The 12,176-nt window shown below is 66.0% G+C and carries 10 protein-coding genes; 6 read left to right on the top strand and 4 right to left on the bottom strand.

The annotated features are described in order from the left end of the window. The first annotated feature begins 3 nt into the window (after nt 1-3). Entirely contained in the window at nt 4-393 is a 390-nt protein-coding gene (crcB, locus tag AC3WUF_RS14785) for a fluoride efflux transporter CrcB (RefSeq protein WP_492426880.1), read from the top strand. A gap of 49 nt (nt 394-442) precedes the next feature. Continuing rightward, a complete protein-coding gene (gene serS, locus AC3WUF_RS14780) occupies nt 443-1,729 on the top strand; it encodes a serine--tRNA ligase (protein ID WP_492426878.1) in 1,287 nt (428 codons plus the stop codon). Between the two features lie 92 nt (nt 1,730-1,821). Here serS and AC3WUF_RS14775 read toward each other — a convergent pair whose 3' ends face one another. The 3 genes from AC3WUF_RS14775 to cysB all read right to left on the bottom strand — a co-directional run bounded on the left by AC3WUF_RS14775 (nt 1,822) and on the right by cysB (nt 5,199). Beyond that, nucleotides 1,822-2,376, bottom strand: coding sequence for a DUF934 domain-containing protein (locus AC3WUF_RS14775; RefSeq protein ID WP_492426876.1), 555 nt, complete (start codon nt 2,374-2,376; stop codon nt 1,822-1,824). Then, on the bottom strand, nt 2,373-4,049 hold the full coding sequence (locus AC3WUF_RS14770) for a nitrite/sulfite reductase (protein ID WP_492426874.1): 1,677 nt from the start codon (nt 4,047-4,049) through the stop codon (nt 2,373-2,375). Before AC3WUF_RS14770 ends, AC3WUF_RS14775 begins: the two co-directional genes overlap by 4 nt. Nucleotides 4,050-4,212: 163 nt before the next feature. Next, nucleotides 4,213-5,199, bottom strand: a complete 987-nt coding sequence (gene cysB / locus AC3WUF_RS14765; protein WP_492426872.1) for an HTH-type transcriptional regulator CysB — start codon at nt 5,197-5,199, stop codon at nt 4,213-4,215. Nucleotides 5,200-5,326: 127 nt separating this feature from the next. On the opposite strand from cysB, the gene cysG reads away from it, so the two are divergent. From cysG to AC3WUF_RS14745, 4 genes are all read left to right on the top strand, one after another. Further along, a complete protein-coding gene (cysG, locus tag AC3WUF_RS14760) occupies nt 5,327-6,724 on the top strand; it encodes a siroheme synthase CysG (protein WP_492426870.1) in 1,398 nt (465 codons plus the stop codon). Further along, a complete protein-coding gene (locus AC3WUF_RS14755) occupies nt 6,721-8,181 on the top strand; it encodes an alpha/beta fold hydrolase (RefSeq protein ID WP_492426868.1) in 1,461 nt (486 codons plus the stop codon). Before cysG ends, AC3WUF_RS14755 begins: the two co-directional genes overlap by 4 nt. Next, nucleotides 8,178-8,912 (top strand): ABC transporter ATP-binding protein, encoded by a 735-nt coding sequence (locus AC3WUF_RS14750; protein ID WP_492426866.1) that lies wholly within the window; start codon nt 8,178-8,180, stop codon nt 8,910-8,912. Before AC3WUF_RS14755 ends, AC3WUF_RS14750 begins: the two co-directional genes overlap by 4 nt. A 97-nt stretch (nt 8,913-9,009) precedes the next feature. Further along, the gene (locus AC3WUF_RS14745; RefSeq protein WP_492426864.1) at nt 9,010-10,185 is read left to right on the top strand and encodes an ABC transporter permease; all 1,176 of its coding nucleotides are present in this window, start codon (nt 9,010-9,012) and stop codon (nt 10,183-10,185) included. Between the two features lie 7 nt (nt 10,186-10,192). On the opposite strand, the gene dxs is transcribed toward AC3WUF_RS14745, so the two are convergent. Then, complete coding sequence (dxs, locus tag AC3WUF_RS14740) at nt 10,193-12,079, bottom strand: 1-deoxy-D-xylulose-5-phosphate synthase (RefSeq protein WP_492426862.1); 1,887 nt, start codon at nt 12,077-12,079, stop codon at nt 10,193-10,195. Nucleotides 12,080-12,176 lie beyond the last annotated feature (97 nt).

Genomic DNA, 12,176 nt, shown 5'->3' with positions numbered 1-12,176 from the left:
ACGATGATGCAATGGCTGATGGTGGCGGGCGGCGGCGCGCTGGGAGCGGTTGCGCGCTTTGGCGTCATGCGGATCAGCGCCGCGCTGTTCGGACCGGCATTTCCGCTCGGCACGTTGATCGTCAATGTCCTCGGCAGTCTCATCGCCGGAATCCTCTTCATGCGCCTCACCGAAATCGGCGGCGGCACGATGGACAGCACGCTGAGATCCCTGCTGGTGATCGGCTTTCTGGGGGCGTTCACGACCTTCTCGGCCTTTTCGGTCGACACCCTGCAATTGCTGGAGAAGAGCGGCGCCGCAGCGGCCGGCTGGAACGTGCTGCTGAACGTCGCGCTGTGCCTGGGTGCCTGCGCCGCGGGGCTGGCCTTGGGGCGGCACTTCTTCAGCGCCTGACCGGCCTACAATACGCGCCCTGCCGTCAACACGATTCAGAGAACTCAAGATGCTCGACGCAAAACTGTTGCGCGCCGATCCCCAGGCCGTTGCCGATCGCCTTGCCCTGCGCGGCTATGTGCTCGACGTCGCCGCCTTCAACGAGCTTGAAGCGCGCCGCAAGACGCTGCAGACGCAGACCGAAAAGCTGCAGGCGGATCGCAACGCACGCTCCAAAGCGATCGGCATGGCCAAGGGCAAGGGCGAAGACACCGCGCCGCTGATGGCGGATGTCGAACGGCTCGGGCAGGAACTCGACCAGAGCAAGCGCGATCTTGAAGTGCTGCAGGAGCAGCTCAACGCCTTCCTGCTCGCGGCGCCGAATCTGCCGCATGTCTCGGTGCCGGTCGGCAAGAGCGAGGATGAGAACGTCGAGATTCGCCGTTGGGGTACGCCGCGCACGCTGACCGCGCCGCGCGATCACACCGATCTCGGCGAAGCGCTCGGCCAGATGGATGCCGCGCTGGCCGCGAAGATCACTGGTGCGCGCTTCACGGTGCTGCGCGGCTCGATCGCGCGCCTGCACCGCGCACTCGCGCAGTTCATGCTCGATACGCACACCCAGCAGCACGGCTACGAAGAGCTGTACGTGCCGTTCATCGTCAACGCCGCGAGCCTGCACGGCACCGGCCAGCTGCCGAAGTTCGACGAGGATCTGTTCGCGCTGAAGGGCGAGCAGGACTGGCGCCTGATCCCGACCGCCGAAGTGCCGGTCACGAACATGGTCCGCGACGAAATCCTCAGCGCCGAAGAACTGCCGAAGAAATGGGTCTCGCATACGCCGTGCTTCCGTGCCGAAGCCGGCTCGGCGGGGCGCGATACGCGCGGCATGATCCGCCAGCATCAGTTCGAGAAGGTCGAGCTGGTACACATCGTCGACCCAGCGAAGTCCTACGACGCCTTGGAAGAACTGACCGGCCACGCCGAGGTGATCCTGCAGAAGCTCGAGCTGCCGTACCGCGTGCTCGCGCTGTGCACCGGCGACATGGGCCGCGGCGCGGCAAAGACCTACGATCTGGAAGTCTGGCTGCCGAGCCAGAACCGCTATCGCGAGATTTCCTCGTGCTCGAACTGCGAGGACTTCCAGGCGCGGCGCATGCAGGCGCGTTTCCGCAATGCGGAGACCAAGAAGATCGAGCTGGTGCACACGCTCAACGGCAGCGGCCTGGCGGTGGGGCGCACCCTGGTGGCGATTCTGGAAAACTTCCAGCAGGACGATGGCTCGATCGAGATGCCGGCGGCGTTGCGGCCTTATCTCGGTGGGGCGGCGCGGCTGACGAAGGACGGGCTGAAATAGAGTGTAGGGTGGGCTGAGCGCAGCGAAGCCCGCCACCCGCGACTGTATGCAGATGGGCTGCGCTGCGCTCAGCCCATCCTACGTTTCTCTATTTAACCCGCTCGGCGCAGGAAGCCGGCGCGCGCGGCACCGATCGGCGCCTGATACCACGGCGTGCCGTCGGCCTTGCTCAGCTGTTCGAGAAAGCCTTCCGGCTTTTGATCGTCGCGCAGCGCGAACGCGCTGACGCCGCAGCGCGCCAACTCGCGCGCCTGGTCGAGCACGACGGCGGCACCGATCGCACGAATCTCGCCATGAAACGCATAGCGCTCGCGCAGCAGGCGGGCCTGGCTGTACGCGCGTCCGTCGCCGAAGGCGGGAAATTCGATCTCGATGCGCGAGCGGCCAGACAGCTGTGGCCAGGCTTCGGTGACATCGGTGGTATTGGCAAGCCGCACGCCGATATCGAGTGCGGGCAGCGCTTCGAGTGTCGCGCGCTCCGCGGTCCAGCGCTTGAGCGAGACGCTGACGCGGCCGCCGGCCGGCAGCTCGGCATCGTCGGCGACCCATTGCACGTCGTTGGCGACGGCCTTGCCGCCGACGATCACGATCGTCGATGCCGCCGCGGCATCGCCGGCCTTGACCGGGCTTTGCTCCAGAGTGCTCATGCTTCGACTTCCTCGGCTTCCGTCGAATACAGGCGCGACTTGAACGGCGCCATGCCGACGCGGCGATAGCAATCGAGGAAGCTTTCCTCGTCGGTGCCGCGCTGTTCGAGGTAGACGCCGATGATCTGTTCGACGGCGTTGGCGATTTCGTCGCGACTGAACGACGGACCGGTGCGGTCGCCGAGGCTGGCATCGTCGGAGGCGCTGCCGCCGAGCGTCACCTGGTACCACTCCTCGCCCTTCTTGTCGACGCCGAGGATGCCGATGTGGCCGACCGTGTGATGGCCGCAGCCGTTCATGCAGCCGGACATCTTGAGCTTGAGTTCGCCGATGTCGTGCAGATGGTCGAGCGCATCGAAGCGATCATTGATGTCGGCGGCGACGCCGATCGAACCGGCGTTGGCGAGCGAGCAGAAATCCAGGCCCGGGCAGCAGATCATGTCGGTCAGCAGGCCGATGTTCGGCGTTGCGAGGCCGGCGCCCTTGAGCGCCTGCCAGACCGCGTACACATCCTTCTGCTGGACGTCGGCGAGCACGAGATTCTGGTCGTGCGTCGCGCGGATTTCGTCGCAGCTGTACTTGGCGGCGAGGTCGGCGACCAGATCCATCTGCTCGGCCGTGATGTCGCCCGGCGCGACGCCCGGCGCCTTCAGCGACACGAACACGATCTTGTAGCCGTCAACGCGGTGCGCGAGGACATTGCGCTTGACGAAGCCGGCGAACGCGCTGTCGTTGGCGAGGGCATTCGCGAAGCTCGTGTCGGCGGCGGCATCGCTGACATACGGATGCGGCGTGAAGTGCTTTCTGACGCGCTCGATGTCCGCGGCGGTCAGTTCGAGCGGCGCCTTGTCGATCTGCGCCCATTCGGCTTCGACCAGGCGCGCGAACTCCTTGGCGCCGAGCGACTTGACCAGCACCTTGATGCGCGCACGATGGATGTTGTCGCGACGGCCGAGGCGGTTGTAGACGCGCAGGACCGCTTCGAGATACGAGAACAGCTGCGACTCGGGCAGGAACTCGCGGATCAGCGGCGCGATCATCGGCATGCGGCCGAGGCCGCCGCCGACGTAGATGGCGTAGCCGAGCTCGCCGGCGTCGTTGCGCAGGATGCGGATGCCGATATCGTGGACCTTGATCGCCGCGCGGTCGGTCGCCGTTGCCGCGAAGGCGATCTTGAACTTGCGCGGCAGCCAGTTGAATTCCGGATGGAACGTCGCCCACTGACGGGTCAGCTCGCAGTACGGACGCGGATCGATCAGCTCGTCGCTGGCGACGCCGGCAAGGTGATCCGAGGTGATGTTGCGGATGCAGTTGCCGGAGGTCTGGATCGCGTGCATCTCGACGGTGGCGAGGTCGGCGAGGATGTCCGGCACTTCCTCCAGCTTCGGCCAGTTGTACTGGATGTTCTGGCGCGTCGAGAAGTGGCCGTAGTTCTTGTCGTACTTGCGCGCGATGTGGCCCAGCATGTGCAGCTGCCGCGAGGACAGCAGGCCGTAGGGAATCGACACGCGCAGCATCGGTGCGAAGCGCTGCACGTACAGGCCGTTGCGCAGGCGCAGCGCGCGGAATTCGTCGTCCGGCAGTTCACCGGCGAGGAAGCGGCGAGTCTGGTCGCGGAACTGGTCGACCCGCTGGTCGACGAGCCGCTGGTCGTATGCGTCGTATTTGTACATTTAGGCGTTTTGGCGGGGCTGGCGGCCGTGGTATGTCCCGGCCGTGGCTTGCTGGTCCTGCATCAAGGGCGCGCAGATTATCAGGGCAAGCGCGCATATCGAAGCCCTAAGTACATACCGAACGGTTATGAGGCCGTTTTCCTACGGCCGACCGCCCGGCAGGTCAGGTGTTCGACCCCGGAATATGCGGAATCAGCTCCAGCGTCCGGCGCCGGCGCAGCTCGGCGTCCGGAATCGCGCTGAGCTCGTCGATCAGGTCGCGCTTGAGGTGTCCGGCGAACTGCTGCAGGAAGTCGTACATGTAGCCGCGCAGGAACAGACCGCGGCGGAAGCCGATGTGGGTGGTGCTGGCCTCGAACAGGTGATCGGCCGGCAGGCGGATCAGGTCGCGGTCGACCTGCTCGTCGTAGGCCATCGTCGCGACGATGCCGATGCCCATGCCCAGGCGCACATAGGTCTTGATGACGTCGGCGTCGACCGCGGTCAGCACCACATCCGGCTTCAGTCCGTGCGCGGCAAACGCCTGATCGAGCTTGGAGCGGCCGGTGAACCCGAAGGTGTAGGTGACGACCGGATACTGGGCGATGTCCTGCAGCGTCAGCTGCTTGACCTTCGCCAGCGGATGGTCGGGCTTGACCAGCACGCAGCGGTTCCAGCGGTAGCAGGGCAGCATGACCAGGCTTTCGAAGTGATGCATGGCTTCGGTCGCGATGGCGAAATCGGCCTGGCCCTCGGCGGCCATCTTGGCGATCTGCGGCGGCGAGCCCTGGTGCAGGTGCATCGTCACGCCGGGGTACTTCTTGCGGAAGGTCTGGATGATGGCCGGCAGCGCATAGCGCGCCTGGGTGTGCGTCGTCGCAATCGCCAGATCGCCGCGGTCGCTGTCGTGGAACTCGGAGGCGACGCGCTCGACGTTGTCGACTTCCGCCAGCAGGCGCGCGGTGTACTCAAGAATGCGCTGGCCGGCCGGGGTGATTTCCGACAGGTGCTTGCCGCTGCGCACGAAGATGTCGACGCCCAGTTCCTCTTCCAGCAGGCGAATCTGCTTGCTGACGCCGGGCTGCGAGGTGAACAGGGCTTCGGCCGCGGCGGTGACGTTGAGGCCGCGGTGGGCCACTTCGTGGATGTAGCGCAGTTGGCGGAGTTTCATGTCGGCGTCCCGGAACCCAGTACCCAGAGTCGTTATGCATTGTAAGAATAAGAAGTATAGGCAATGATTCGATTCCTGCGCATCACTTTCAGCGACAATCAGCGCAGAAATCCTCGAAACCGGCTTCATGGAACCCAATCGCTGGCCTTATTACCCCGTTTTCCTGCGCCTGCAGGACCAGCGTGTCCTGCTGGTCGGCGGCGGCGAGGTCGCGACCCGCAAGGTCAGGCTGCTGCTGCGTGCCGGCGCGAGGCTCGAGATCGTGGCGGCAGAGCTGCACGAGGAGCTCGGTGAGCTGTGCGCGGCCGGGCAGGTCAGGCATGTCGCGCCGCAGTTTGCAGCGGCTCAACTGGCCGGCTGCCGGCTGGTCGTCGCCGCGACCGATGATGCGGCGCTGAACGCCAGCGTGGCCGCAGCCGCCGAAGCCGCGGGGATTCCGGTCAATGTCGTCGATGACGCCCAGCTGTCCAGCTTCGTCACGCCGTCGATCGTCGATCGCTCGCCGCTGCTGATCGCCATCTCCACCGGCGGCGCGGCGCCCGTTCTGGCACGCCGTCTGCGCGAGCGCTTCGAAGCGCTGCTGCCCGAATCCTATGGCCGGCTTGCCGGCTTCATGCATCAATGGCGCGAGCGCGTGCATGCCCAGTTGCGCGGCGCCGCGCGGCGCTCGGTCTGGGAACGCTTCCTCGACAGCCGCGCGTCCGAACGCGCGCTCAATGGCGATCTCGACGGTGCCGCCGACGATCTGCAGGCGCTGGTCGACGGCAAGCCCGCCGGCGGCGAGGTTTATCTGGTCGGCGCCGGGCCTGGCGATCCGGATCTGCTCACCTTCAAGGCGCTGCGCCTGATGCAGCAGTGCGACGTGGTGCTGCACGACCGCCTGATTTCGCCGAAGGTGATGGAACTGGTGCGCCGCGATGCGCGGCGCCTGTATGTCGGCAAGGCGCGCAGCCAGCATGCGGTGCCGCAGGAAGAGATCAACGCCGAGCTGGTGCGCCTCGCGCAGCAAGGCCTGCGCGTGCTGCGCCTCAAGGGCGGCGATCCCTTCATCTTTGGCCGCGGCGGCGAGGAAGTGGATACGCTGATGGCGCATGGCATTCCGTTCCAGGTCGTGCCCGGCGTGACTGCCGCGAGCGGTTGCGCGGCCTACGCCGGCATTCCGCTGACCCATCGCGACCACGCGCAATCCTGCATCTTCGTGACCGGTCACGCGCGGGCCGACGGCCAGCTTGATCTGCATTGGGACCAGCTGGCGAAGCGCGGCCAGACCGTCGTCGTCTACATGGGCCTCAACAGCCTGCCGACCCTGTGCGCGAAGCTGATCGCGCATGGCCTGCCGGCGGATTGGCCGGCGGCGATGATCGAGGAAGGCACGACCGAACGGCAGCGCGTCTGCGTCGCGACGCTCGGCGATCTGCCGCAGCAGGTCGAACAGGCCGGCTACAAGGGCGCGAGCCTGCTGATCGTCGGTCAGGTCGTGCGCCTGCGCGAACGGCTGGCCTGGCGCCCCGAGCGGAGCGGATGAGATCGATCGCGCTATTGCTGGCGCTGTGGATCGCGGCCGTGCCGGGCCGGGCCGCTGCGAGTGCCGCGACTGGCCTTGAGTTCAGCGATTGCGACCTGCTCGACGCGTCCGGTGTGCCGCGCGTCGAGGCCGAGTGCGCGCGCTTCAGCGTGGCCGAGAATCGCGCCGAGCCGGAAGGCCGGAAACTGTCGCTGCGCGTCGCGCGCATCAAGGCGCGTATCGCGGGTTCGCGTGAGGACCCGGTGATCTTTCTCGCCGGCGGACCGGGGCAGGCCGCGGTCGACGCTTATGTCTCGGTGCAGCCCGGTCTCGCGCGCATCAATCGCCATCGCGACATTCTGCTGATCGACCAGCGCGGCACCGGCGGTTCGAATCGTCTCGCCTGCGCATTGCCGGAACCGGATCAGGCCTTGTCGGCGGATCGCCAGGCCTGGCGGCAGCTCGCGCAGGACTGCCGGGACAAGCTCAAGCCGGTTGCCGATCTGCGCTATTACACGACATCCGATTACATCGACGATCTCGAGGACATCCGCCTCGCGCTCGGCATCCAGCAGGTCAATCTGATTGGCGGGTCCTACGGTACGCGCGTCGCGCTGGAGTATCTGCGCCGGCATCCGTCGGCGATTCGCAGCGTCGTCGTCGACGGCGTCGTGCCGCCGGAACTCGCGCTCGGTGCCGACCATGCCCGCAACCTCGACCAGGCACTGACGAATATCTTCGCCGCCTGCGGTGCCGACGCCGAATGTCGCCAGCGGCATGGCGATGTCGCCCAGCAGCTGAAGCGCCTGCGCGACGAACTCGATCGATCGCCGCGCAGTCTGCAGTTCCGCGATCCCACGGACTTCACCGACAAGACCGGCACGCTGACCCGCGAGGTTCTGGCCGCGGTGGTGCGCTTGTACTCCTACAAACCCGAGTCGGCGGCATTGCTGCCGCTGTGGATTGCCGAAGCCAGCCGCGGCAATGCGGCGCCGCTGTATGCGCAGATCGAGTTGCTGTCTAAGCACCTCGAAGAGCAGCTTGCGCACGGCATGGAGTTGTCGGTGCTGTGCGCCGAAGACGCCGCGACGCTGCAGGCAGATCCGCGGGATGCGCAGACGCTGCTCGGCAGCAGCCTCGTCGACGGCCTGCTTGCCCAGTGCGACATCTGGCCGCGCGGCCGCATGCCTGTGGATTTCAAGCAGGCGCTGAAGTCCGACAAGCCGGTGCTGATCCTGTCGGGCGAGAACGATCCGGTGACGCCGCCGCGCTATGGCGAGCAGGTTCTCGCGACCTTGAGCGCGGCACGCCATCTCCAGGCGCCGGGGCAGGGCCACATCACGATGAACAGCGGATGCATTCCGCGCCTGCTCGCCAAGTTCATCGAGACGGCCGACGCAAAGGCGCTGGATGTCGCCTGCGTCAACGAGCTGGGCGCCATGCCCGCCTTCCTCGACTACAACGGCTTCGCGCCATGATTGAAGTTCACGAACTGCGGCGCAGCTTCGGCGCGATACGCGCGGTCGATGGCGTGTCGTTCCGTGCGGAGAACGGTCAGATCACCGGCTTGCTCGGCCCCAACGGCGCCGGCAAGACGACGACGCTGCGCATGCTCTACACGCTGTTGCGTCCGGACAGCGGGCGGATTCTTGTCGATGACGTCGATGCCTTGGCCGATCCCCTGACGGCGCGGCGCAGGCTTGGCGTGCTGCCGGATGCGCGTGGTCTGTACAAGCGCTTCACGGCGCGCGAGAACATCGAATACTTCGGCCGCCTTCATGGCATCGATGCGGTACTGCTCAAGCAGCGCGTAGACCGCCTGATCGAGCATCTCGACATGCGGGACATCGAACATCGCCGTGCCGACGGATTCTCCCAGGGCCAGCGCGTGAAGACGGCGATTGCCCGGGCGCTGGTCCACGAGCCGCGCAACATCCTGCTCGATGAGCCGACCAATGGCCTCGACGTCATGGCGACCCGTAGCCTGCGGCGTTATCTACTGTCGCTGAAGGCGCAGGGCCATTGCGTCGTGTTGTCTAGCCACGTCATGCAGGAGGTCGCGGCGCTGTGCGATCGCATCGTGGTCATTGCGCAGGGACGAGTCGTTGCCGATGGCACGGCCGACGAACTGCGCGCACAGACGGCTGCGGAGACGCTTGAGGATGCTTTCGTCAGTGTGATCGGCAGTGGCGAGGGTTTGATGGCATGAGCGCGCGACACGGTGCTTTGCGCGTAGCGCAAATGGGTGCGGGAGCGTGCTCGCTCATGCGCATGCCATGCATGGAGATTGGCTGGAAGGTGGGCGCATGAGCGCCTGGTTCACCGTGTTTTCCAAGGAAGTGCGCGAAAATGCACGCGACCGCCGCACGCTGGCGTCGGCGCTGCTCTATGGTCCGTTGGTCGGGCCCTTGCTGTTCGCTTTACTGATCGGCTTTGTCATGAGCCAGCAGCGCGACAAGGCCGAGGCGGTGCTGGAACTGCCGGTCGCGGGTGCCGAACACGCGCCGAATCTGGTCGCGTACCTGAAGCAGCAGGGCGTCTCGATCAAGGCCGCGCCCGCGGATCCGCGCGCCAGTGTCCGTGCGCAAGAAGAAGATCTTGTGCTGGTCATCGCCGAGGATTATCCGCGGCATTGGCGCGACGGCGATGCGGCGCCGGTCGAGCTGTATTACGACGCCAGCCGTCAGCACACCGCAACCACCGTCAATCGTGTGCGTGGGCTGCTGCAGAGTTTCAGTTCGACGGTCGCGTCGCTGCGCCTGCAGGCGCGCGGCATAGCGCCGGGCATCGCTGCGCCGCTGACCCTCGTCGATCGCGACGTGTCGACCGAGCAGAGCCGTACCGGCACGTTGATGGCGATGCTGCCTTACTTCCTGATCCTGTCCGCATTTGTCGGCGGCATGTATCTGGCGATCGACACGACCTCGGGCGAGCGCGAACGGCAGTCGCTGGAGCCGCTGCTGATCACCCCGGTGTCGCGTGCGCAGATCGTGGTCGGCAAGGTGCTGGCGACGACGGCTTACGCGGCCGTGTCCTTGTTGATGTGCGTGCTGGCGTTCGTGCTGAGCATTGCGCTGATTCCGGCCGAGCTGATCGGTTCGGCGCTGTCTCTGTCGATCGCCACTGCGGCGAAAATCCTGCTGATCGTCCTGCCGATCGCCTTGCTGGCGGCGGCGGCGCAGACTGTCGTCGCCGCAATGGCCAAGACCTTCCGTGAGGCGCAGACCTATCTGCAGTTCCTGATCCTGATCCCGGCGATTCCGAGCATGATCTTCGTGCTCAATCCGCTGAAGCCGGCGCTGTGGATGTACTGGACGCCGCTGTTCGGCCAGAGCGCGTTGATCAACGATCTGGTGCGCGGTGAATCGGTATCGGCCATTGCGGCCGCCGGCAGTGTGGCGACGACGCTGCTGTTCGCGGTGATCTTTGTGCTGATCGCCATCCGCCAGTATCAGAGCGAGCGGCTGGCGATCAGCACCTGAATCGTTGCTAGCGCGTCTGCGTGGCGCTATGCCGATCCATGTCGCGCGAGCGCAGGCGCTTCTGGATCGCGCGCTGAATGCTGCTGACGTCGAGTCCGCACTGGGCCAGCAGCTCCTCGCGCGTGCCGTGCTCGACGAAATGGTCGGGCAGGCCCAGGTTCAGTACCGGCACCGCATGATGCTGCGACAGCAGCACTTCGTTGACGCCGGAACCCGCGCCGCCCATGCGCGCGTTGTCTTCGATGGTGACGAGCAGATCGTTCTCGTTGGCCAGCTCGAGAATCAACTCGGTGTCCAGCGGTTTGACGAAGCGCATGTCGGCAACGACGGCGTCGAGAATTTCCGCGGCTTCGATCGCCGGCTGCACCATGGCGCCGAAGGCAAGGATCGCGACGCGCGGGCGGCGCCGGCCGTGCGCTTCGCGGACGATGCGGCCGCGGCCGATCGTCAGCGGTTTCGGATCGGCTTCGCAGCTGACGCCATTGCCGCTGCCGCGCGGGTAACGGATCGCGCTCGGCTGGTTCAATGACAGGCCGGTCGTCAGCATGCGGCGGCACTCGTTCTCGTCGGACGGCGCCATGACGACCATGTTCGGAATGCAGCGCAGATACGACAGATCGAATGCGCCGTGATGCGTCGCGCCGTCGGCGCCGACCAGACCGCCGCGATCGATCGCGAAGACGACCGGCAGGTTCTGGATCGCGACGTCGTGAATCAGCTGGTCGTAGCCGCGCTGGAGGAACGTCGAGTAGATCGCGCAGACCGGCTTCAGGCCTTCGCAGGCGAGACCGGCGGCGAGGGTGACAGCATGCTGCTCGGCAATGCCGACGTCGAAATAACGGTCCGGGAATTTGCGCGCGAACTCGACGAGGCCGGAGCCTTCGCGCATCGCCGGCGTGATCGCGACAACACCCGGGTCGGCAGCGGCGGCCTCGCAGAGCCAGTTGCCGAAAATCTGCGTGTAGCTCGGCAGCGCGCCGCCCTTGGATTTCGGGAAGGCGCCGGTGACCGGATCGAACTGGGTGACGCCGTGGTACTTGATCGGATCGGCCTCGGCGGGATCGAAGCCCTTGCCCTTGACCGTGACGATGTGCAGCAGATGGCTGCCGGGCAGGTCCTTGAGGCGATCAAGTTCCGCGGTCAGCGCAGCCAGATCGTGGCCGTCGATCGGGCCGTGATACTTGAAGCCGAAGGTCTCGAACATCGCGCCCGGATTGTTCAGGTGCGCTTCGTTGTCGCTGTCGAGCTGGTCTTCGTTGCCGGGCACGCGCGTGGAGGCCTGCAGGCCGAGCTTGCGCATCAGGCGTGCCGAGCGGTTGCGCAGCGCGCCGACGTTTTCCGAGATCGACATGTCGTTGTCGTTGTAGACGACCAGCATGTCGAGTTTCAGATGCCCGGCGTGGTTGAGCGCCTCGAAGGCCATGCCGGCGGTCATGCCGCCGTCGCCGATGATCGCGACCGAGCGGCGTTTCTCGCCCTTGATGCGCGCGGCGGCAGCCATGCCGGCGGCGGCGGAAATAGACGTCGAGGAATGACCGACGCCGAAGGTGTCGTATTCGCTCTCGGCGCGCAGGCAGAACGGTGCGAGGCCGCCGAGACGGCGGATCGTGTCGAGCTGTTCGCGGCGCTCGGTGAGCATCTTGTGCGGATAGGCCTGATGGCCGACGTCCCAGACCAGGCGGTCATGCGGCGTGTCGAAGCAGCGATGCAGCGCGATCGTCAGCTCGACGGTGCCGAGGTTGGCGGCGAAATGTCCGCCGATGCGGCCGAGGGTTTCGATCAGGTAGCGGCGGGTTTCAACGGCGAGCAGCGGCAGGTCTTCAACCGGCAGGGTGCGCAGTTCGGCCGGCGTGTGGACGCGGCCGAGGAGGGCGTAGCCTGGAATTTCTGTCATGGGCTCGTCTGTTGCGGTTCAGATGGCGAAAAACCAGGTCGCGGATTCCTTTCCGGTCGACTTGCCCCATTTGGGTGCATGCCGCGGCAGGCAATTA

The organism is Fontimonas sp. FW305-C-3, assembly GCF_058783185.1.
The sequence above is the reverse complement of the archived record's forward strand: the minus strand, read 5'-3'. Positions and strand labels throughout refer to the sequence as shown.